20 protein-coding genes and 1 pseudogene are annotated in these 22,183 nt (G+C 55.7%); 6 read left to right on the top strand and 15 right to left on the bottom strand.

All coding sequences use genetic code 11. The features are described 5' to 3' along the window. Window positions 1–19: 19 nt before the first annotated feature. Together acs and HZS80_RS17930 are read right to left on the bottom strand one after the other, a co-directional pair. The gene (acs, locus tag HZS80_RS17935; protein WP_179916839.1) at window positions 20–1,969 is read right to left on the bottom strand and encodes an acetate--CoA ligase; all 1,950 of its coding nucleotides are present in this window, start codon (window positions 1,967–1,969) and stop codon (window positions 20–22) included. Between the two features lie 194 nt (window positions 1,970–2,163). Then, window positions 2,164–2,712, bottom strand: coding sequence for a SprT family zinc-dependent metalloprotease (locus HZS80_RS17930; protein ID WP_179916838.1), 549 nt, complete (start codon window positions 2,710–2,712; stop codon window positions 2,164–2,166). A 64-nt stretch (window positions 2,713–2,776) separates the two neighbouring features. Between HZS80_RS17930 and HZS80_RS17925 the strand changes: the two genes are divergently transcribed. Then, window positions 2,777–3,436 (top strand): YecA/YgfB family protein, encoded by a 660-nt coding sequence (locus tag HZS80_RS17925; RefSeq protein ID WP_179916837.1) that lies wholly within the window; start codon window positions 2,777–2,779, stop codon window positions 3,434–3,436. Window positions 3,437–3,451: 15 nt separating this feature from the next. Here the strand turns inward: HZS80_RS17925 and HZS80_RS17920 are convergent, their stop codons facing one another. The 7 genes from HZS80_RS17920 to ampD all read right to left on the bottom strand — a co-directional run bounded on the left by HZS80_RS17920 (window position 3,452) and on the right by ampD (window position 12,803). Further along, window positions 3,452–4,573, bottom strand: a complete 1,122-nt coding sequence (locus HZS80_RS17920) for a phospholipase D-like domain-containing protein (protein ID WP_179916836.1) — start codon at window positions 4,571–4,573, stop codon at window positions 3,452–3,454. Window positions 4,574–4,609: 36 nt separating this feature from the next. Beyond that, entirely contained in the window at window positions 4,610–5,329 is a 720-nt protein-coding gene (locus tag HZS80_RS17915; RefSeq protein WP_179916835.1) for a class I SAM-dependent methyltransferase, read from the bottom strand. Then, window positions 5,326–6,024 carry a tRNA (adenosine(37)-N6)-threonylcarbamoyltransferase complex dimerization subunit type 1 TsaB gene (gene tsaB / locus HZS80_RS17910; protein WP_179916834.1) on the bottom strand — a complete coding sequence of 233 codons (699 nt, stop codon included), beginning with the start codon at window positions 6,022–6,024 and terminating at the stop codon, window positions 5,326–5,328. Before tsaB ends, HZS80_RS17915 begins: the two co-directional genes overlap by 4 nt. A gap of 114 nt (window positions 6,025–6,138) precedes the next feature. Continuing rightward, window positions 6,139–6,792 carry an adenylate kinase gene (gene adk, locus HZS80_RS17905; protein ID WP_179916833.1) on the bottom strand — a complete coding sequence of 218 codons (654 nt, stop codon included), beginning with the start codon at window positions 6,790–6,792 and terminating at the stop codon, window positions 6,139–6,141. A 257-nt stretch (window positions 6,793–7,049) separates the two neighbouring features. Continuing rightward, the gene (gene aceF, locus HZS80_RS17900; protein WP_179916832.1) at window positions 7,050–9,086 is read right to left on the bottom strand and encodes a pyruvate dehydrogenase complex dihydrolipoyllysine-residue acetyltransferase; all 2,037 of its coding nucleotides are present in this window, start codon (window positions 9,084–9,086) and stop codon (window positions 7,050–7,052) included. A 58-nt stretch (window positions 9,087–9,144) separates the two neighbouring features. Further along, window positions 9,145–11,817: a pyruvate dehydrogenase (acetyl-transferring), homodimeric type gene (gene aceE / locus HZS80_RS17895; RefSeq protein ID WP_179916831.1), complete on the bottom strand. Its 2,673-nt coding sequence runs from the start codon at window positions 11,815–11,817 to the stop codon at window positions 9,145–9,147. Window positions 11,818–12,221: 404 nt separating this feature from the next. After that, window positions 12,222–12,803, bottom strand: coding sequence for a 1,6-anhydro-N-acetylmuramyl-L-alanine amidase AmpD (gene ampD, locus HZS80_RS17890; protein WP_179916830.1), 582 nt, complete (start codon window positions 12,801–12,803; stop codon window positions 12,222–12,224). A gap of 105 nt (window positions 12,804–12,908) precedes the next feature. Between ampD and nadC the strand changes: the two genes are divergently transcribed. Continuing rightward, window positions 12,909–13,763, top strand: a complete 855-nt coding sequence (gene nadC, locus HZS80_RS17885; protein ID WP_179916829.1) for a carboxylating nicotinate-nucleotide diphosphorylase — start codon at window positions 12,909–12,911, stop codon at window positions 13,761–13,763. 6 nt (window positions 13,764–13,769) lie between these two features. On the opposite strand, the gene HZS80_RS17880 is transcribed toward nadC, so the two are convergent. Beyond that, entirely contained in the window at window positions 13,770–14,294 is a 525-nt protein-coding gene (locus tag HZS80_RS17880; protein ID WP_179916828.1) for a GNAT family N-acetyltransferase, read from the bottom strand. Between the two features lie 164 nt (window positions 14,295–14,458). Here HZS80_RS17880 and tsaA point away from each other — a divergent pair, with 164 nt between their 5' ends. After that, window positions 14,459–15,196, top strand: coding sequence for a tRNA (N6-threonylcarbamoyladenosine(37)-N6)-methyltransferase TrmO (gene tsaA, locus HZS80_RS17875; protein ID WP_179916827.1), 738 nt, complete (start codon window positions 14,459–14,461; stop codon window positions 15,194–15,196). A gap of 15 nt (window positions 15,197–15,211) precedes the next feature. On the opposite strand, the gene purC is transcribed toward tsaA, so the two are convergent. From purC to dapA, 3 genes are all read right to left on the bottom strand, one after another. Then, window positions 15,212–15,928, bottom strand: coding sequence for a phosphoribosylaminoimidazolesuccinocarboxamide synthase (gene purC / locus HZS80_RS17870; RefSeq protein WP_179916826.1), 717 nt, complete (start codon window positions 15,926–15,928; stop codon window positions 15,212–15,214). Window positions 15,929–15,960: 32 nt separating this feature from the next. Continuing rightward, window positions 15,961–16,944, bottom strand: coding sequence for an outer membrane protein assembly factor BamC (locus HZS80_RS17865; protein ID WP_179916825.1), 984 nt, complete (start codon window positions 16,942–16,944; stop codon window positions 15,961–15,963). 78 nt (window positions 16,945–17,022) lie between these two features. Continuing rightward, the gene (gene dapA, locus HZS80_RS17860; protein ID WP_179916824.1) at window positions 17,023–17,907 is read right to left on the bottom strand and encodes a 4-hydroxy-tetrahydrodipicolinate synthase; all 885 of its coding nucleotides are present in this window, start codon (window positions 17,905–17,907) and stop codon (window positions 17,023–17,025) included. Window positions 17,908–18,176: 269 nt separating this feature from the next. Between dapA and HZS80_RS17855 the strand changes: the two genes are divergently transcribed. After that, window positions 18,177–18,653: a peroxiredoxin gene (locus tag HZS80_RS17855; protein WP_179916823.1), complete on the top strand. Its 477-nt coding sequence runs from the start codon at window positions 18,177–18,179 to the stop codon at window positions 18,651–18,653. 52 nt (window positions 18,654–18,705) lie between these two features. Here HZS80_RS17855 and HZS80_RS17850 read toward each other — a convergent pair whose 3' ends face one another. After that, entirely contained in the window at window positions 18,706–19,806 is a 1,101-nt protein-coding gene (locus tag HZS80_RS17850; protein WP_179916822.1) for an AI-2E family transporter, read from the bottom strand. Beyond that, window positions 19,803–20,066 (bottom strand): sulfurtransferase TusA family protein, encoded by a 264-nt coding sequence (locus tag HZS80_RS17845; RefSeq protein ID WP_179916821.1) that lies wholly within the window; start codon window positions 20,064–20,066, stop codon window positions 19,803–19,805. Before HZS80_RS17845 ends, HZS80_RS17850 begins: the two co-directional genes overlap by 4 nt. A 218-nt stretch (window positions 20,067–20,284) precedes the next feature. Between HZS80_RS17845 and HZS80_RS17840 the strand changes: the two genes are divergently transcribed. Further along, window positions 20,285–21,748, top strand: coding sequence for a M48 family metalloprotease (locus tag HZS80_RS17840; protein WP_179916820.1), 1,464 nt, complete (start codon window positions 20,285–20,287; stop codon window positions 21,746–21,748). A 243-nt stretch (window positions 21,749–21,991) separates the two neighbouring features. Beyond that, window positions 21,992–22,183 (top strand): annotated as a pseudogene (locus HZS80_RS17835) (IS110 family transposase); the annotation flags it as partial.

Below are 22,183 nucleotides of genomic sequence, written 5' to 3'. Positions count from 1 at the left end.
GCCTATAGCTGTGTCGCCATTATTGGTTGGCGCGATGCTCAATCAGCTCATCGACCACCGACGGGTCAGCCAAGGTGCTGGTATCGCCCAAGCCATCACACTCGTTGGCGGCAATCTTGCGCAGGATGCGACGCATGATTTTACCCGAACGTGTTTTCGGCAAACCTGGTGCCCACTGGATGACATCCGGCGAAGCAATCGGGCCAATATCTTTGCGTACCCACTGGGTCAGCTCTTTTTTGAGTTCGTCTGTCGCTTCGATACCGTCATTCAGGGTGACATAGATATAGATGCCTTGTCCCTTAATATCGTGCGGGTAGCCAACAACGGCTGCTTCCGCTACGGCGCTGTGCGCTACCAGAGAGGACTCAATCTCGGCGGTGCCCATACGGTGACCCGAAACGTTTAGCACATCGTCCACACGCCCGGTGATCCAGTAGTAGCCATCCTCATCGCGGCGACAGCCGTCGCCCGTGAAGTACATACCGTCGTAGGTCGAGAAGTAAGTCTGAACATAGCGCTCGTGGTCACCCCAAATAGAGCGCGCCTGACCCGGCCAGGCGTCAAGAATCACCAGGTTGCCTTCAGTGGCGCCTTCCAGCTTGTTCCCTTCGTTATCGACCAGCGCAGGCTTCACACCGAAGAATGGCACGGTCGCAGAACCGGGTTTAAGCGGCGTAGCACCCGGCAGCGGCGCGATCATGATGCCGCCGGTTTCGGTTTGCCACCAGGTATCCACAATCGGGCATTTTTCGTTGCCGATAACGCGGTAGAACCACTCCCAGGCTTCCGGGTTAATCGGTTCGCCCACGGAACCGAGAAGACGCAGGCTATCACGCTTGCTCGAATCCATGACGTTATCGCCATGAGCCATCAATGCGCGTACCGCAGTGGGCGCAGTATAGAGAATATTGACGTTGTGCTTATCAACGATTTCGCCCATACGGCCATGGCTCGGGTAGCTTGGCACACCCTCAAACATTAAGGTAGTCGCGCCATTGGCCAAGGGCCCGTAGACGATATAGCTGTGCCCGGTCACCCAGCCAACATCTGCAGTACACCAATAGATTTCACCCTCTTGGTAGTCGAATACATACTGGTGGGTCATAGCGGCATAAGTCAGGTAGCCGCCGGTAGTGTGCTTCAAGCCTTTCGGTGCCCCTGTAGAGCCCGAGGTATAGAGAATGAACAGCGGGTCTTCCGCGCCCATGGCCTCAGCTTCACACTCATTTGACTGCTTGTCGACGAGTTCATCAAACCAGATATCGCGGCCGTCGTTCCACTCAATCTCACCACCGGTACGCTTAACCACCAGTACGTTCTTGCACACGTCGGTGCCGTCACGGGTCAGCGCGGCATCCACATTCTCCTTAAGCGGCACATGCTTGCCACCGCGCACCGACTCATCGGCGGTAATCACTAGTTTGGAGTCGGCGCCGATGACCCGCTGGGCAACGGCATCCGGTGAGAAGCCGCCAAAGACAACCGAGTGAACGGCCCCGATGCGCGAACAGGCAAGCATCGCCATGGCCGCTTCGGGAATCATCGGCATATACAGCGTGACGGTATCGCCTTTACCGATGCCCAGCTCTTTCAGCGCGTTAGCCAGCTGATTCGTACGGGCATAGAGCTCGCGATAGGTAATGTGTTTGGACTCATTAGGGTGGTCGCCTTCCCAGATGATCGCCGTTTGATCACCGCGCTTATCCAGATGGCGGTCAAGGCAGTTGGCGCTGACGTTCAGCAGGCCATCTTCAAACCAACGAATATCGACATTGTCACGCGCAAAGGAGGTGTTTTTGATTTTGTTGGGCGCTTTGATCCAGTCGAGACGTTTAGCTTGTTCAGCCCAGAAGCCTTCCGGGTCGTCTATCGACTGCTGATACATGGCCTCATATTTGGCTTTATCGGCCCAGGCATTGGCGGCGAAATCGTCGCGCACCGGATAGACGTTCTGTTGATCGCTCATAAAATTGCCTCTGTCCGTGAAAATGCACTCTCTAAGAAACTGTAGTCGATACGATTATTTATGGGGCCTATTGACCATTATCGGGCGTATCGACTGCCATTAATGTTCCCCTAGCATAAACCTCCTCGCGCGGGCTTCCCTTTAGACATTGGTATTATCATTTTTTATTTAAAAAACAGCTATTTATAAACAAATCAAAGCGCATCTTCTGGCCTGTAGACCAAGGTCTTAGCGCAGTGTCGACAGCGGTAACGACGCCCGTTTACCACTAAAGCATGACGCCTCGGGGTAAATTGATGAAACCGGCAATCGCACTGGTAACGATAAGGTGCGGACTGCGCCTGCTGGATATCGAACCGATGGGTCACACTAGGAGTTAAGCCGAAGAGGTCGCGCATCACCGTTTTCCACTCGCGGCCGTGGGGTTTTAAGCGCGGGCCGTTGTCCAAATGAAACACCAGCCAGTGAGCCATTTCGTGGGGAATCACCTCATCAAAAAACGCCGTGCGGTTTTCCCTCAACAGCACCGGGTTCAAGCGTAACCCGCCGTGACCAAGATGCGCCTGCCCAGCCGAAGCACCGCGCAGGTTAAACCACACTTTTGGTACTGGCAGCGCCGGGCACACTTCACAGCAGCGCTGCCACGCTTGTTCAACGCGAGCCCGCGCGGCCCGGTGCAACTCTGTTTCTGACATGGCCGCCAATTCAGTGGCAGGCCAAGGGGGCAGTGGTGAGGTCTTCATTAGTGATAAACTAGCCGTTATAGATAACCATTGACGAACGATTTGTACTGACGAGGCTTTACTCATGGCAGAGCGCAGTGACACGCCCGATACAACCACGCCACCACAGCCACTGCTTGAGGATGAGCAGTTGGATAGACTGGACGACTTCCTCGACTCTGATCAAGTCGATGAAGACGCCTTGGATCTGATCTCCGCCCATGGCTTTTTAGTGGCGCTTGCGGTTGCCCCTAGCGAAGTACCGCCTACCCAGTGGCTGGCTGAGCTGTTTCAGGGTGAGCCTCGCTACGCCGACGACGCCGAGCGTGATGAGATTATCACCCTGCTCACGCTGCTGCGTGACAACGCGGTGGCGGTACTTGAGCAAGGCGGCTTGCCGGAGCTTCCATTTGAGCTAACCCTGGGTGGCGAACCCGCCGAGGAAACCCCCATTGGCGATTGGTGCGCGGGCTTTATGGAGGGCGTTTTCAGCGACGAGAGCGCTTGGTTCCAGGACGATGAAGAGGCTGCCGCCACCCTGCTACTGCCGTTTATGCTGCTCTCTGGGCTGTTCGACGATGAGCCGGACATGGCCGAGCTGGCTAAAGATCAAGAGCGCCAGGAGTCGTTAGTAGTGCAGTTACCAGAGCTCGTTTTAGACCTTTACCTGCACTACCGCGTACCGCCGGAAACGCCCAAACCCAAACCGCGTAAAAAAACGCCTGCCAAGGGCAAGAAACGCTAGTGCTATCAGCTGCCATCATTTGAGCCGCGTGATGATTCCATCCAGTAACCCATAGATCCACTCTTTGATGCGCTGGCCCCAGGGGCGCGCCGCCCAGGCCGCTGCATCCACCTCCTGGCTGGCGGCGAAGTTACGCTCAAACAGTTCGCGTACTTCCGCCGCTAGCTGTGGGTCCATCGCTTCTTGGTTCGCTTCTAGGTTCCAGTGCAAATTCCAGTGATCAAAGTTACACGAACCAATGCTTACCCACTCATCGGCAAGCACGAATTTGGCATGGATAAAGGTTGGCTGAAACTCATAAATACGCACGCCCGCTTTCAGCAACGAATGGTAGAAGCGTTGGCCGGCAAAGCGCACGCTGGGATGGTCGTGCTTTGCCCCAGGCAGCAATAGGCGCACGTCGATCCCGCGCCGGGCGGCTCTAACCAAGCGTCGACGTAGCGCGAAGGTCGGCACAAAATAGGGAGTACACAGCCATAACTGTGTTTGTGCATGATTAACACGCTCATGCAGTGAATGACGAATGGCTTGGTATCGATAGCCCCGCGCTGACATAGCCCGACCAGGTACACCATCGGCATGGGCTCGAGGTTCACGTCTTTCAGGCAGCGTCCCCGCGCTCTTATCGCCTTTCTCATTGTGGGTTAGCCGCGAGTTCCAAAGCCGCCGAAATAGCTGCTCCCAGTCAGCCACCACCGGTCCATCAATACGCAGCGCAATCTCATACCAGGCATTGAGAAACTCATCTACCGCACCGAAGCCACCGGTAAACGCCAGTTCGCCGTCAATAACGACAATTTTGCGGTGATCGCGGCTCAAGTTAAGCGTCAAGGAGTGGAAGCCTAGCGGGTTAAAAAAGCGCAGCTGAACACCGCCCTGCTTCAACCGTTGGCGATCATTTTTAGAGAGCCCCATCGAGCCATAGCCATCCAGCAGCAAACAGACGTTGACCCCGCGCTGTGCAGCCTCAATCAGCGCATCACTGACTTGATCCGCCAGCTCCCCCGACTCCATTAAATAGAGTTCTACCAACACATAGTGGCGGGCGCTATGTACTGCCTCGAACATAGCCGGCAGAAAGCGTGTGGCCTCCGGCAGCAGCGTAAATCGATTACCTTCTCGCCACGCATTCTGCATGGGTGCTCCTTGCGGTACTGCCGATAAGCGAGCCGATTAGCGCACTAATGAGCGATGGACATACAAATCATAGCGGCTGGTTTTACCCTCAAGGGTATGCTGCGGCGCAGGACCCGTAATAGGCGGCGCCTTGCGGGGGCGCTTAACCACCACGCGGTGGGTGGCGACATCCAGCGCTGCTTCAAGCAGGCGTGGAGCGTCGTCGTCATCACCGGCCAGCTCGCGAAACAGCCGCATCTCTTTTTTCACCAGCGCCGATTTCTCACGATGGGGAAACATCGGATCCAGGTGTATCACCTGGGGTGAAAAGTGTGCACTCGCTACGAGTTCAGCCAGGGATTGAGCGGCATCGCCATGGCGCAACGTCATGCGGGCAGCGATATCCGCCGTATCGCTATGCCTGGAGGCGCGTTTTAGGCCATCTTCCAGCAGCGCCGCAATCGCCGCTACTCGCTCAATTAACAACACCTGAGCGCCCAAACTAGCCAATACAAACGCATCGCGGCCTAATCCTGCCGTTGCATCGACAATGCTGGGTGACACGCCCTTGGCTAACCCACAGGCCTTTGCTACAAGCTGGCCCCGCCCACCGCCAAAGCGCCGCCGATGGGCCGCTTTGCCCGCCACGAAATCAACGCTGAGCGGCTTGCCGTAGCGTTTTTCATCACCGACCAGCGCTAATCCGTCTTCCCCCTGAACCAAACGCAGCCCGTCAGGTAGAGCAATGTTCTCAATATCGCTCCTCACAAAGCTCATGCGGGCTTTTTCCAGGCAACGTCGTTGCGCAGATACACCGGCTGAACCAAGTGCGCGGCCTGCCCCAACCCAGCGGCAAAATCACGCGCCGCCAGCCACGCCATCTCTTCGGCGCGGGGCTCCAAATCATCCAAATGCTGGGGCATGCTTAGCTGCACATCGACAGTGAAGCGCTCCCACAGCGAAAAGCCGCTGCCCACGCCTACCCAGTCGGTTTCATCGCCAGGCAGGCGCAGTGCCTCGGGGGCCAGCACCGCCTCGGCGCTCATTGGCGTAATGGTGTCTTTAAGGCAGTGCCAGGTCGCGGCGTATACCTCGCCCATACGGGCATCTAAAGCCGTCACTACGTGGCGGAGGTGATAGCGGCGATGGGCCTGAAGCGCCAGCGCTTCCAGCGTTGAGATGCCCAATAGCGGGCAGTCGAGGCCAAATGCCAACCCATGGGCTGCCCCCGCCGCGATACGCAGCCCGGTAAATGAACCTGGCCCCCGTCCAAACGCTACGGCATCAAGCTGGGAAGGCGTTACCTGAGCTTCGGCAAGCACCTCATCCACCATCGGCAGCAGTCGACGGGTATGGGCACGGGGCGTCATCTCAAAGCGCGCCAGGCACTCAGTACCAGCGTCGTCTTGGCGCAGTAGGGCTGCAGAGCAGGCGCTTGAAGAGGCGTCCAGGGCAAGCAGATGTAACGGCATAGCAAGTGGCCACTCGAAAGAAAGGTTGCGGCATTATACCTTTGTCACGCTAATACGACGATGGCCCGCATTGAGCGGGCCATCGGCAAAGGCGTATAACGCTTTTTTAGCTTATCAGCTAAGGGCTTCTTTTACCTGGCGGGTGATATCCGTCACGCTGCCAACACCTTCGATGCGGTGGTACTGGGGCGCGCTCTGCGGGTCCTGGGCGGCCCACTGCTGATAGTAATCGACCAGCGGCGCGGTTTGATCGTGATAAACCGACAGGCGATTGCGCACCGTGGATTCTTGGTCATCTTCACGCTGGATAAGCGTTTCACCGGTCACATCGTCTTTGCCCGGCTCTTTGGGCGGATTGTGATCAACGTGATAGACGCGACCTGACGCTTGGTGAACGCGACGTCCCGCTAAGCGGCTAACGATCTCTTCGTCGGGTACGGCAATTTCCACCACGTGATCCAGCTTGACGCCGCCCTCTTTCATGGCGTCGGCCTGGGGAATCGTGCGCGGGAAGCCATCGAACAGAAAGCCATTTTCACAGTCGGGCTGGCTGATGCGCTCTTTGACCAGATCGATAATGATGTCGTCAGACACCAGACCACCGCTGTTCATGATTTCTTTTACTTTCAGGCCCAGCTCTGTGCCATCTTTAATGGCCGTGCGCAGCATATCCCCGGTGGAAATCTGAGGAATCTTAAATTGCTCGCAAATAAACTGAGCTTGAGTCCCCTTCCCCGCGCCGGGGGCACCCAACAGGATTAAACGCATGGCACTGCTCCTTGAAGTTCTTGGTATGAAAAAAGCGTATGAAAATTCTGTTAATTGACAATAACCGCGCCTCTCGGGCGACACAACTCCCCAAAAGCCTGAGAGACCCGCTTTTATCTCACTTTTTTAAAATTAAAACAGACAGGTGGCGCAAAACTACCACTTTGGTCGCCCTGCTATAGGTTTAGTAAGGATAGAGATAGCAAACACAAGCGGCGCCCCGAGGGGCGCCGCTTGTGTGAGTACATCGCTACCAATTACAACAGTAAGCGACGTATATCGGTCAGCACATCTGCCAGGAAGGCAGTAAAGCGTGCCGCATCGGCGCCGTTGATCGCGCGGTGATCGTAGGAGAGCGACAGCGGCATCATTAGGCGTGGCTGGAAGGCGCTGCCATCCCAAACCGGCTTCATCTGCGCTTTGGACACACCCAGAATGGCCACTTCCGGCGCGTTAACAATCGGTGTGAACGCGGTACCACCAATCGAACCGAGGCTCGAAATGGTGAAGCAGCCACCAGTCATCTCGTCGCGCTTGAGCTTTTTGGTCTGGGCTTTCTTGCCTAGCTCCGCCATTTCCTTGGCAATCTCGATCAAGGATTTTTTGTCGGCGTTGCGAACTACCGGCACCATCAGACCATCAGGCGTATCCACGGCAATACCGATATGGACGTAGTTCTTCCATACCAGGGTTTCGCCGTCGCCCTTCAAGCTGACGTTGAACTGCGGGAATTTACGCAGCGCAAAGGCACAGGCCTTGACCATAAAGGGCAGCGGCGTCAGTTTGGCGCCCTGGGCTTCAGCCTCTGCTTTCATCGCCTTACGGAAAGCTTCCAGCTCGGTGATGTCCGCTTCGTCGAACTGCGTGACATGAGGCACATTGAGCCAGCTACGATGCAGATTGGTCGCGCCCATCTTGAGCAGACGTCCCATCGGCTTCTCTTCCACTTCACCAAACTGGCTGAAGTCGACTTCCGGGATCGGCGGAATGCCCGCCCCGCCGGTGGCCGCAGCTGCGGCGCCGGGCTGGGCTTTGCCCTGATTGGCAATCGCTTGCTTCACGTAGGACTGTACGTCCTCTTTGAGCACGCGATCTTTCGGGCCGCTGGGTTTCACCAGTTCCAAATCGACACCCAGCTCACGGGCCAGCATACGCACCGCTGGGCCGGCGTGAACCAGCTTGCCATCGCGAGGCTTATGGGCCGCCATCTGGGCTTCGGGGCTGGGCGTACCCGCCGGAGATTCAGTGGCCTTGGACGGCTTATCTTTTGTAGGCTCAGATTTTTCGGGTGCGGCTTTTTTCGGTGTCGCTTTTTTGGCGCCAGCGACTTCCATATAGCCAATCACATCGCCTTCAGAGACGGTGTCGCCCTCTTTTACGGTCAGCTCCAGGAGCTTGCCTTTATAGGGGCTGGGCACGTCCATAGAGGCTTTGTCAGACTCTAGAGTGATGAGCGGGTCTTCTTCGTTGACCTCGTCACCCGCCGCTACGCCGATCTCGATAATCGGCACGTCAGAAGCGCCAGAAAGATCGGGTACGCGAATCTCTTTGCGCGCAGGCGATTCGCTAGCGGCCTCTTCCCGATCATCTTCTTCAGAGGACTCTTCCGGCTCGCTGCTGGCTTGGTGAGAGGACGGCTCTGAAGAGGCACTCTCTTGCGGCGCGTCTGCGCTGTCATCTCCACCTTCGCCTGCGATCTCCATCTGGCCGATCACATCGCCCTCAGACACCGTGTCACCCTCTTTCACGGTAAAGCTGACGATCTTACCGCTATGGGGGCTGGGCACGTCCATGGAGGCTTTATCAGACTCCAACGTGATCAAGGTGTCTTCGGCCTCAACCTCATCGCCTTCGCTGACCGCGACTTCAATAATTTCGACGCTGTCCGAGCCGCCGAGATCGGGCACTGTGATATCCACCGTCTGCTTACCGCCGGCAGGCTTTTTCGCCGCGGGCTTCTGCTCCTGCGGTTTGTCTTCTTTAGGTGTTTCTTGTTTCGCTGGGGCCTCTTCAGGCTGGCTATCAGACGAGCTCTCTTGCTGCTCGCCGCTGCCGCCTTCGACTTCCAGCTCAACGATATCGTCACCTTCGGAAACGCTATCGCCTTCTTTGACCAGCACTTTGAGCACCTTGCCGCCTTTCGGGGCCGGTACGTCCATGCTGGCTTTGTCGGATTCCAGCGTGATTAGGGTGTCTTCCGCTTCAATGACGTCGCCTTCTGACACCGCAATCTCGATGATTTCGACATCGGTATCGCCGCCGATATCGGGAACTTTGATGATTTCGCTACTCAAGGTCGCGCTCCTTCCAAATCGGATCGAGCCGGTGGGCAACCGCCCACCGGTCAGCGGTTTAGCTAGTCAGCGGGTTAGGCTTATTGGCATCAATGCCGTACTTCTTAAGCGCTTCACCAACCTGCTTGCGATCAATCTCGCCACGCTCAGCCAGCGCACGCAGCGCCGCCACGGTAACGAAGTAGCGATCTACTTCGAAGAAGTAGCGCAGCTTCTCGCGGGTATCTGAACGGCCAAAACCATCGGTACCCAGTACAGTGTAGTCACCCGGTATCCAAGCGCGCACTTGATCGGCATACAGCTTCATGTAGTCGGTCGACGCGATCACCGGTCCGTCGCGCCCTTCCAGGCACTTAGTGACGTGAGGCTTGTTGGCCTCCGCATCTGGGCTTAAGAAGGCTTCACGATCCAGCAGCAGCGCTTCACGACGCAGCTCGTTAAAGCTGGTCACGCTCCAGATGTCGGCGCCGATGCCCCAATCGTTCTCGAGCAACTCAGCGGCAGCTTCCACTTCGCGCAGAATCGTGCCCGAACCGAGCAGCTGAACGCGGCCCTTGTCACCTTTGGTTTCGCGCAGCAGGTACATGCCTTTGACGATATCGTCGGCGGGCACGTTTTCAAGCGCAGGGTGCTCGTAGTTCTCATTCATCACCGTCAGATAGTAGAAGCAGTTCTCCTTGTCAGTGAACATGCGCTTCAGGCCATCCTGCAGAATCACGGCGACTTCATGGGCATAGGTCGGGTCGTAGCTGCGGCAATTGGGTATGGTGGAGGCCTGAATCAGACTGTGACCATCCTGGTGCTGCAGGCCTTCGCCGTTAAGCGTGGTGCGCCCTGCGGTGCCGCCGACCATAAAGCCACGCGCCTGTAGGTCGCCAGCCGCCCAAGCCAAGTCACCAATGCGCTGGAAGCCGAACATCGAGTAGTAGATGTAGAACGGCAGTAGCGTGACGTTGTTGTTGCTGTAGGAGGTCGCCGCGGCGATCCAGGCCGACATCGCGCCCGCTTCGGTAATGCCTTCTTCGAGGATCTGACCTTTCTGATCCTCGCGGTAGAACATGATCTGGCCTTTATCCACCGGCTCGTACTTCTGACCTTCCGAGGTGTAGATACCCAACTGGCGGAACATGCCTTCCATACCGAAGGTACGCGCTTCGTCAGGAATAATCGGTACTACCTTCTTGCCCAGCGTTTTATCTTTGACCAGGCCGTTAAGCACCCGCACAAACGCCATGGTGGTCGAGACTTCACGCCCTTTCGAGCCGCCCATTTGCGAGGCAAAGGTCTTGTCTTCGAGGCTTGGGATCTCCAGGGCCTCGAAGTCACTTTGACGGCTGGGTAGGTAGCCGCCCAGACGCTCACGCTGCAGGTGCATGTACTTGAGCTCGGGAGAGTCGTCTTCCGGCTTGTAGTACGGCACTTCTTTGAGCTGCTCGTCGGTTAACGGAATACCGAAGCGATCGCGGAAGGTCTTGAGCGCTTCGTACTCCATGCTCTTGACCTGGTGCGCTTCGTTGGCCGCTTCGCCATCGCCGCTGCCCATGCCGTAGCCTTTAACGGTATGCGCCAGGATGACCGTGGGCTTGCCGTTGGAGGTGTTAACCGCTTCGTTATACGCCGCGTAAACCTTGAACGGGTCGTGGCCACCGCGGTTGAGCTTCCAGATATCGTCGTCGGAGAGGTCGTTAACCATCGCCTCGGTTTCTGGGTATTTGCCAAAGAAGTGCTCACGGGTGTAAGCGCCACCATTGGCTTTGTAGTTCTGGTATTCGCCGTCGACCGCTTCGTCCATGCGCTTCTGAAGGATGCCTTTCTTGTCCTTCTCGAACAGCGGATCCCAGTGACGGCCCCATACGACCTTGATCACGTTCCAGCCAGCGCCACGGAAGACGCCTTCGAACTCATCCATCACCCGCGAGTTGCCGCGTACAGGGCCGTCAAGGCGCTGCAGATTACAGTTGATGACGAAGATCAGGTTGTCGAGGTTTTCGCGACCGGCCAGTGAAATGGCACCCAGGGATTCCGGCTCGTCACACTCGCCATCGCCCATGAAGCACCAGATCTTGCGGTCATACATATCCTTCAGCTCACGGTGATGCAGGTACTTCATCACGTGCGCTTGGTAGATCGCTTGAATTGGGCCAAGCCCCATGGAGACCGTGGGGAACTGCCAGTAGTCCGGCATCAGCCAAGGGTGCGGGTAGGAAGAGAGACCATCACCATCGACTTCCTGACGGAACTTGTCCATCTGCGCTTCGCTCAGGCGACCTTCCAAATAGGAACGGGCGTAAATGCCTGGTGCCACATGCCCTTGGATATACACCAAGTCACCAGCAAAATCCCCTTGGGGCGCGCGGAAGAAGTGGTTAAAGCCTACGTCGTACAACGTGGCAGATGACATGAAGCTGGCGATGTGCCCGCCCAGGCCCGGCTTGGCACGGTTATTACGAATCACCTGAGCAATGGCGTTGTAACGGATCAAGGAGCGGATACGACGCTCCATGAACAGGTCGCCAGGCATCGGGGCTTCGCGGTGAACCGGGATCGTATTACGGTGCGGGGTTGTCACCGAGAAGGGCACCTTCATGCCGTCCCGGCGCAGGCGATCCGCCAGGCGGGTCATCAGGTAGCGGGCACGATCTTCGCCCTCACGATCCAATACCGACTCTAGGGAATCAATCCATTCCGTAGTTTCGATCGGATCGAGATCTTCTCTTGTCTCCAGACTCATAGAGGTCTCTCCGAATGACGATAAATGACAATTAACCCCGCTACCCTCAAGGGCCTGGGGCGGCGGTGTGGAACTCCACCACGCGCCAACATTTCGCCGGCGATTAACCGCCGGATAGGGGTTTTAGCTCTACATTCAACAAGCTACATGCTTGTTGAATGTAGTAAAGCTACACAATTCTGTTAAAGGTTAGCCTTTTGTATAGGCGAAGATACCTCAAAGTCGCCACGCTGCCAATTCTGTCGCAGCGGAAAAGCCTATCGAAAACAAACTATTGCACTGCAACATAAGTAATTCATAGAGCATTTGCCATTGCGACCAAATAGTCATTCGATGTAATTAAACTACCGTTTTATTGTGTTATTAGTGAAATACTTAGCACAGAAAAAAGCGTAATCGAACCGCTAACGCTTAACGCGAGATGTCAGCAGTTGCTGGAAATACGCCCAATCAAACGCCGGGCCAGGATCCGTTTTACGCAGCGGCGCCACATGGGCATGACTGGTAATACGGCTGCTATCTAGTTGAGAGTTACGCGCCATTAGCCACACCACTGCTTCCACCAGAGCGTCATACTGTGCTTTGCGATAGGGGGTAACGCCATCCCCTTCCAGCTCAATCCCCACCGAGAAATCGTTGAGTGCCCTTCGCCAGCTTAGCTCACGGGCATCCCACCAGTTGGAACGTCCGGCATGCCAAGCACGCTGATCTGTATCAACAAACTGCACGCACTCACCATCGCGACGGATAAGCAGGTGTGCGGAGACTCTTAAGTGGGCAATTGCGGCGAAAAATGGATGCTCATCTTCCGCCAACTGATTGGTAAATAGCGCCTCAATAGCATTACCACTAAACTGACCAGGCGGAAGACTGATCGCATGAATCACTAGCAACGACACCTCACCAGTGGGCCGAGGGTCACAGTTCGGTGAAACGACTTTACGCGCGCTTTCCCACCACCCGTCGAAGGGTTGTTTGTTTTCCACTGGCAAGGGCTCCTTTACGTTAGCGCTCTCTTTCTCTTTCACCTTCACCGCTGTTTTTCACTACAATGCCCGTCATCGAAGACGACGTTCAGGGAATCCACGATCATGCATTATCAATCCGCTCTTGCTGAAGAAATCCGCGCCAGCGCCGCTCGCTTGCTGGCAGAAGACGTTGGCCCAGGTGATATTACCGCGCAATTGATCCCTGAACACCAGTGGGCCAGCGCCGATGTGATTACCCGTGAAGCCGCAGTGCTGTGTGGCGCCCCCTGGGTAGATGAGCTGTTTCGCCGCCTGGATAACCGAGTAAGCCTGAACTGGCACGCCGCTGATGGCGATAAACTTGAGGCTGGCCAGTGTTTTTTAACCCTGGAAGGCCCTGCCCGCATCCTGCTCACCGGCGAGCGTGCAGCGCTTAACGTGCTGCAAACGCTGTCTGCCACTGCGACTGCCACCCGCGCTTATGTCGACCTGATTGAAGGCACTGGCGTACGCCTCCTCGATACCCGCAAAACGCTACCCGGCATGCGCTTGGCGCAAAAATATGCCGTCACCTGCGGTGGCGGCCATAACCATCGCATTGGTCTATGGGACGCGTTTTTGATCAAAGAGAACCACATTGCCGCCTGTGGGGGCATTCAAGCAGCCATTGCACAAGCGCGCAAGCTAGCCAGCGACCTGCCGGTGGAAGTGGAAGTAGAAACCTTTGAAGAGCTGGATCAGGCGTTGGCAGCAGGTGCCGACATTATTATGCTCGACAATTTCGCCATTGAAGACCTGCACGTTGCGGTAGAAATTAACGGCGGCAGAGCCACCCTGGAAGCATCAGGCAATGTGGACGACGTTACGTTACGGGCAATCGCCGATACCGGCGTTGATTGTATCTCTAGCGGTGCGCTAACCAAGGATATCGCCTCAATCGACCTATCGATGCGCATTACCCGCAGCTATAGCGTGTAGGTAGACTTACGTTTCCACTGCGTTAAGTGCCTTGGAAAGCCGATATCGCTTGAGCGATTCACCACTGCGTTCAACCCACTGCTCGCCAAGGTTTTCCCAGCCGCGGCGCATTAGACGCTCGTAAAGCATCGAACTGGCCTCAATCTCCACCTTGCCTTTGCCCTGTTCGAGCAACATACGCTCAGCGTGAACCAGTAACGTGGTGCCAATGCCGCGCCCAGCAAGAGAAGGCCAGACATAGAGCGTTTCAATCCGCCCGGCATCTAAATCTACCTCCAAAAACCCCACGCAACGTCCATCACAGGTAGCAATTAACGTGGTATACAGCGCTTGCCGCACTGCCCAGGCGCTGCCTTCACGGGGTAACGCTTGCGCCCACGCCCGCCGCTCATCCAGCGTATAGTGGGTAGCAGCCCCTTGCATGACGGCGTGGTAAAACACTTCTGCCTGATCGGCGGCATCGCGTGCCAGTGCCGCGCGATATATAACCCGCGCACTCGTTGGCGCTTGCTGCTCATCGCTATTACTCATGCGTCACCTCTGCACTGTTCAGCTAACATTTGATCAATGCCTATTCAAGCAAGACCTCTTCGATCACGCCGCTTTAGATCACACCCTATTGGGTCACGCTGAAGCCATCGGCTGCTTTATACTGTTTTATACTACGCCAATGAATCCTAACAAAAGGCAGTGTGATGGACGATGTCCCTAACAGCGAGCACTTTACGCTATCGCCCATTGGCCACATGGTCAGCGACTACCCTGACAAATTCGGCATTCCGCGCCAGCCAGGGCTCGCACCCGCGGCTAATGCCAAGCTTGTGCTCACCGCCCCCTACAATGACCCTCTCGCCGTGCGTGGTCTAGAAGACTTCAGCCACCTGTGGCTAAGCTTTATATTTCATCAAAGCCCGCAACGCTGGTCGCCGCTGGTGAGGCCACCACGCTTGGGCGGTAATAAAAAAGTGGGCGTTTTTGCCAGCCGTAGCACCCACCGCCCTAATCGCCTGGGGCTATCACTGGTAAGGCTAGTCGGCATCGACACTCAGCAAGGCGTCGTTTTGGCATTACAGGGCTGCGACTTAGTCAGCGGCACGCCGGTGGTTGATATCAAACCCTACCTGCCCTGGGCTGAATCTCAGCCTAATGCACAGGCTGGTTTTGCGCTGCAGACACCGTCACTTTTGGCGGTTACGTTTCACCCAGCAGCGCTGGATACCCTCACCCAACGCTCAGACAGCGCCACGCTGCATGCATTAATTGAGCAAGTACTAAGCCAGGACCCACGGCCCGCCTATAAGCAAAAAGAGTTAGCGTCTGATCGACTTTACGGGGTACGCCTGCGCGATGTAGACGTTAAGTTTCGCCAGCGCCAACACGGCGAAGCCACCACCTTAGAGGTGGTGGCTATCGAACCTTACATCGAGCGGTAAAACAATGATGACGTTTTAAGCGGGAAAGGTAATACCCAGGCGGCGACCAACTTCTTCATACGCCTCAATCACGCCGCCCAGCCCCTGGCGAAAGCGATCCTTATCCAGTTTTTCACGGGTGTTAGCGTCCCAAAGGCGGCAACCATCGGGCGAGAACTCATCCCCCAACACCACCTCACCCTTGAAGACGCCAAACTCAAGCTTGTAATCCACCAGCAGCATATCGCCCTCGGCAAACAGCGCTTTGAGGATATGGTTAACCTTGAAGGTCAGCATTTTCATTTTGGCGAGCTGCTCGGGCGTTGCCCAACCGAAGGTCTCCGCCAATGACTCATTAATCATCGGGTCGCCCTTCTCGTCGTTCTTCAAGAACAGCTCGAAGGTAGGCGGTGTCAGTGCAATACCCTCTTCCACACCTAACCGTTTTACCAAACCACCGGCGGCGATATTGCGTACTACGCACTCCACCGGGATCATCTGCATCTTTTTGACCAGACTCTCCGTATTGGAGAGCTGCTTTTCAAAGTGGGTGGGAATGCCCGCTTCCTGCAGCCGCTCCATAATGAAGGCGTTAAAGATGTTATTGACCATTCCCTTACGGGCCAGCGACTCGACTTTTTTGCCATCGAAGGCGCTGGTGTCATCACGAAAGTTAAGCACCAACAAATCCGGATCGTCGGTGGTATACACAGATTTCGCCTTACCGGCGTAGAGTTCTTGGCGCTTTTCCATGGGGGCTCCGTAAGGGATCAAGGATCAATAAATTAACGTAAATAACCGGAGACACGCTCAAGCAGCTCGCGCTGATCATCGGCGCTGAATGCCCGCTCGCTGGCATTGATGGCGCGCAGAATCGTCTGGTCGCCGTCAGGCTGTAGAGCAAGACGGATCTCTTGAGACATCTTGCGCACGTCAGCGCTGAACACGATTTGCAGCGGGTTACGGTTGCGCTCGGTTTCGGTCATATATTCAACCAGAAACTCATGGCTACTGGGCTCAGAGGCAAGCAAGTCGCGCTGTCCTTCCTGAGCAAAATCCAGTTCAAGGTAGTGGTTCAGTTCAGCCCATACGCGGTCTACTGGCTGCGGGATAACCACTTCCCACTCTTCACCCTGCTGGCGAACTTGTAACGTTTGCTCATCGGTAAGGCGCTGAGCGGTCCAAGAAGATGACACGCTGACGGAGGCGCTGCGTGCACTTAGATGGCTTTCCAGTGCGTCCAGACAGCTAGCCATGGTTTGCCCACCGCTTTCACAGCGAACTTCGCTACTGCCTGCGCGCAGCGCACTTTGCAGGCGTATTTCCCCCTGGGACGTCACGATAACGCCCTGGGAAGCACTGCTCTGCAGCACGTTCAACTGTCGGCTGCGTACAAACTCTTCCAACTGCGGCCACACCGTACCGGTGTCGGCGGCCACCACTAGCCAGGTTTGATCACCGACTTCGCGGCGCTCAACGTATTCAGGCTCTAAGCCACTGCCAATAGCCAGTGATTGGGGCGGACGAATTTCTGCCGCTTCGTCAAGCCGTGTCCCTTGGGTGGCGGCTTGAGGAACCGGCAGCGCATCGCGGTAACGTTGGGTATTACGGGTCTCTGGTAACACCAGCGGAGGCGCCGGAGCAGCCTCGGTGTAGTCCAGGTTACGGTCGTGGTAAAAACCATCCCGCGCGCAACCAGAGAGCGCGACAGCCGCTGCGAGTGCCAGCGGGACCCATTTAAGCGCACGTATTTCAAGCACAGAGCTCATCAAGCCACCTTAAGTCAACAAATCAGGTACCCAGCTCAACTTATCGCTGAGCTGGGTAGCAAAGGGTATTGCGCCAGGTTACTCCTCTACGACGCCTGCCATCTGCAGCGCTTCGCTCACCGTGGCGTGGTACTTTTCAGACAGCCAAGTTAGCGGTAAACGAAGACCTGCGTCCGCATAACCCATGCGATTAAGCGCCCACTTCACGGGAATAGGATTCGACTCTATGCCCAAATTGGTGTGTAGCGGCATCAGACGGGTATTAATTTGGTGGGCTTTATCAGCATCACCGGCCACGGCAGCGGCGCACAGATCATGCATCGCCCGTGGGGCAACATTCGCCGTTACGGAGATATCGCCATGGCCACCCATCAACATAAAGTCACAGGCGGTCGCATCGTCGCCGGAGTAGAGCATAAAACCACTGCCCTTTAGGCGTGAGATTAGATCTTCCGCACGCTCCAGGTTCCCTGTCGCGTCTTTCAAACCAATAATATTATCGACATCGGCCAAGCGTAAAACGGTCTCGTTGTAGAGATCAGAGCAGGTACGGCCCGGCACGTTATACAGAATCACCGGCAGTTTGCTGCCTTCCGCGACCGCTTTAAAGTGCTGATACAGGCCTTCCTGGGTGGGCTTATTGTAGTAAGGGCACACTGATAAGCAGTAATCGGCCCCGACTTCACCGGCGTAACGCGCCAGCTCAACCGCCTCAGAAGTGGCGTTAGCCCCAGTCCCTGCGATAACCGGAATACGACCATTGACCTCTTCGACAACGCTGCGAATCACATCAAAGTGCTCCGCGAAGGACATGGTAGTCGGTTCGCCCGTCGTGCCAGCAGCCACAATGCCATCGGTGCCATTTTCGAGATGGAAGTTCACCAGACGACGAAGCGCCTCCCAGTCGATGTCACCATTGACCTTCATAGGCGTCGCCAGGGCGACAATGCTGCCTGTGATCATCCGTTTATTCCTCACCAGCCAAAGTGTGATATCAACTATCTATGTATTTTACGTGCTATGTCTTTATCAAACTGGGCGCCATCGCGATACTTTTTATCAGGCGCTAGCGTTCCACAGAGAGCAAATGGTACTCAGGCGATTCGAGCCTGTACAGCGTAAAGCGGTGCGAGTTTATCACTGACCTGATTTGAGCTTTGACAACTGCCCCCGGCTTACGTGTAATCGCGCATAACTACTAATCTTAACACCCACCCTCAAAAGGACGCCTTATGTCTGTTGAAATTGATCAACCCGTTGCTGACTTTTCCGCCACCGCAACTGGTGATTCCACCGTGACGCTATCGGAACTGCGCGGCAAACAAGTGGTTATTTACTTCTACCCCAAAGCCAGCACCCCAGGCTGCACCACCGAAGGGGGAGACTTCCGTGACCGTAAACCCGCCTTCGATGCCGCTAATACAGTCATTCTCGGCGTCTCTCGCGATGGCCTACGTGCTCAGGAGAACTTTAAAGCCAAACAGGATTTTAATTTTGAGCTGATCTCTGACAAGGACGAAAACGTCTGCACGCTGTTTGACGTTATCAAGCTCAAGAAAATGTACGGCAAGGAGCATCTTGGCATAGAGCGCAGCACCTTCTTGATCGATAAAGAGGGCAAGCTCGCCAACGAGTGGCGTGGTGTTAAGGTGCCTGGTCATGTTGATGAGGTACTCGCCGCGGCTGAACAACTTAACGCTGCCAGCTAACCCCTATGCCCGCGCTGAGGATACCCAGCGCGGGCCTGTTTCAGCGCTACGCTTACTCTTTTGCTGGGGCTTGCAAGCTACGACGCTCCTCTCGCTCATGCATACTACGCGGCCAAGCGTAGATCAGCGCTTTCAGCAGTGTTGCTAACGGAATAGCAAAGAAAATACCCCAAAAGCCCCAAATTCCGCCGAAGAACAACACCGCCACAATGATAGAAACCGGATGGATATTGTTGGTTTCAGAAAATAATACCGGGGCCAGTACGTTGCCATCCAGCGCCTGGATCACCCCATAGGCGACGAGCACATACACAAACTCCTCGCTGAGCCCGAAGTGAAACCCAGCGACCGCAGCCACCGGTAGCGTTGCCACCGCCGCCCCGATATACGGCACCAGTACAGAAAACCCCACCAGAACGGCCAACAGCGCCGTATAGGGCAATCCAAAGAAAGCAAAGGTAAAGAAGGTCACCGTGCCCACGATAATAATTTCAATAAACTTACCGCGAATATAATTGGCAATTTGATCATCCATCTCACGCCAAATACGCGACAACAGGGTGCGTTTTTGGGGCAGCAGCGAAAGCATGAAGCCAACTAATACGTCGCGATCCTTGAGCATGAAGAAGACCAGAATCGGCACCAGCACCAGATAAATAATCAGCGACATAATATTGCCTAGCGATGCCAGCGAAAGCGTTAAGGCGCGCTGCCCTAGCTGACTGATTTCGCGGCTCGCCACGCCTATCCAGCTCTGCATCTGATCCGGCGTAATAATGTTGGGATAGCGCGCTTGCAGCTCGTCCAGCCAGCCTTGACCACTGGCGAACATCCTCGGTGTTTCTTGCACCAACCCCACTAACTGGTTCCAAATCAGCGGCATTAAAATAAACGCCAGGGTTAGCAAGACACTAATAAACGCCAGGAATACCATAATCACCGCCAGCAAATGCGGCAGCCCACGGCGGGTAAGTGCGCTCACCACGCCTTGCAGTAGAAACGCAATTACCAGTGCAGTGAAAAACGGCGCCAGCATACGGCCAAACCAGATGATCGCCGCAAAACCCGCCACCAATACTACCAGCAGAATCAGCGCTTCTTCGTCGGAGAAGTAGCGCTCAACCCAGCTTTTTAAAATCGTACGCAGGGTCATGAGTGACCATCCCCGACTTTACGAATCCAGTACACATAAACATCGTCACGCTGTTCACGGCCTTCCAGGGTATGCGCGCTTTGATCGGTAAACGACGCCATATCTCGCCACGAACCGGCGTCCGTTGAACGCACCTCCAGCAACTGACCTGCTGCCAAGGCAGCTAAGGCTTGCTTAGTTTTCAGCAGTGGCAATGGGCAATGCAGCCCACAAGCGTCAAGCACCGTATCGGGTTGAAAGCCCCCGGTTTGCTCAGACATACACTCTCCCTCAAAATGACCTGCCTATTCACGGCATAGATTTGTAAATGTTGCTGCATATACATTGTGTAATAGACGCTGCCGCATAAACTGTCTTGTTAGCGATTGATTTCACTAGGTCGTCGATTTAACGGCACTTCCCCGTCTTTATCAATGTCATAGTATTAATCAATGTCATACCCTGACGGTAGCGTTTAACCATCACCCATGAGGATGCCATGCCGACCTTTCGTAGCGCTTACCCAGGCTGGATATGTGCGTTCGCTTGCGCCTGCGGCAGTTTACTTTTTAGTCCCCAAAGCGTTGCTATCAACGATTACGGCCTGCCAAGCCTGGGGGCGGCGTCTACCTCGGTCAGCAATGAGGAGTATCGCCTGGGCCGTGCGTGGTTACGACAGTTTCGTGCCCAAGCCCCCCAGTGGCAAGATCCTATTACCAACGACTATCTGGAAAGCCTGATTGCCCGGCTCGCCCCCCATAGCCAGATTAACGGTCTTCGCACTATTACCGTGATGGTGGATAACGAATCGCTTAACGCCTTTGCCGTGCCTGGCGGGGTGATAGGCATCAACTCAGGACTGTTCGCATTTGCTGAAGATGAAGGCGCCTTCGTTTCGGTGCTGGCCCATGAGCTGGGCCACCTCTCTCAACGCCACTATGCGAGGGGAAACGCACGGGCAGCACAAACCCAACTGCCCGCCATGGCGGCCATGCTAGCAGGCATGCTAATTGCTGCGAGTGGCGGCGGTGATGCGGGCATGGCCGCCGCCATGGGCTCCCAGGCAGCGCTAATACAGGATCAGCTCAGCTATTCACGTTTATTTGAACAGGAAGCCGACAACCTAGGCCTCCAGGCGATGGCCGACGCGGGCTACGACCCAGAGGCCATGGTGCGCATGTTCGCCGCTATGCAGCGCATGGCCCGCCTACAGGGCGAGACACCGCCGGAGTTCCTGCTTAGCCACCCGGTCACCGATAGCCGCTTAACCGCTGCACAGGATCGCGCTGCCCAACTCAATGTCGCCGATGCCTATACCAGCGACACCCTTTACGACATGATGCGCGCCCGCGCCCTGTTGAGCATTTATGCCAACACACCTCAGCAAGCGGCTGCGCGCCTTGCCCAAGAAGGCGCCGACGAGACTGCCCAGGGCTACCTGGACGCCTTGATCGCTGCCCGTAACGGCCAGACTGATAATGCCTTACAACGCCTTGATCAACTTGCCAGTCAGCAGCCTGACTTTGCCATGCTCCCCGCCTCTGCCGCGAGCGTCGCTTTAGAGGCCGGTCAGTACGATGAGGCCATCCAGCGCAGCCAGCGATTGCTGCGCTTTATGCCTAACTACCTGCCTGCTCAACTGATATTGGCCGAAGCACAGCTACAGCGTGACCCTCAATCAGCTTATAACGTGTTACGGGACATGGCCGATCAGCATCCAGAAAACCCTCAGGTCTTCAATCTATTAGCTGAAGCCGCCGGACGCAGTGGCCATGATGGCTGGGGGCATTTAGCTCGCGCTGAGCACCTGCAATTGACGGGCCGGGTAGACCGCGGCATTCGCCAGCTCTCCATCGCTCGGGATGCAGCGGAACGTGAAAATGATCAACAGGTAGTAGCCAGGATTGAACAGCGCCGGGAAGCTTTCATTGAGTATCGCGAAGCGCTGGAAGATTTCAACTAAACCTATGTCAACTAAACCTATGTCAATTAAATCTAGGTCAATTAAATCTAGGTCAACTAAACCTATGTCATTGCGATGAGCGCAGCAACGCGGCAATCTTCACCAGAGGTGGCAGTAACACCGAGGTTGCTTCACTTCTTTCGCAATGAAGCTTCTACGCTCAATGAAAGGGACTCCTCCCCTCTCGAAGCTTCAGCGAGCTACATTGATAGTTGAACCACATCAATGCGGAGGGGAAGAGCCATGAACAAGCATAAGACAATCGGTATTGATCTGGCAAAGCGTGTTTTTCAAGTGTGTGTTGTCGACACTCGCCGCCCGCGTGTTCAGGTCAACAAAGAGCTTAAACGGCATCAGGTCTTGGATTTTATGCGCCGCCAACCGGCCTGTCGGGTATTTATGGAAGCGTGCGGTGGATCGCATTATTGGGCGCGA

This window comes from Vreelandella glaciei (assembly GCF_013415125.1).
GTDB classification, from domain to species: Bacteria; Pseudomonadota; Gammaproteobacteria; order Pseudomonadales; family Halomonadaceae; genus Vreelandella; species Vreelandella glaciei.
The sequence above is the reverse complement of the archived record's forward strand: the minus strand, read 5'-3'. Positions and strand labels throughout refer to the sequence as shown.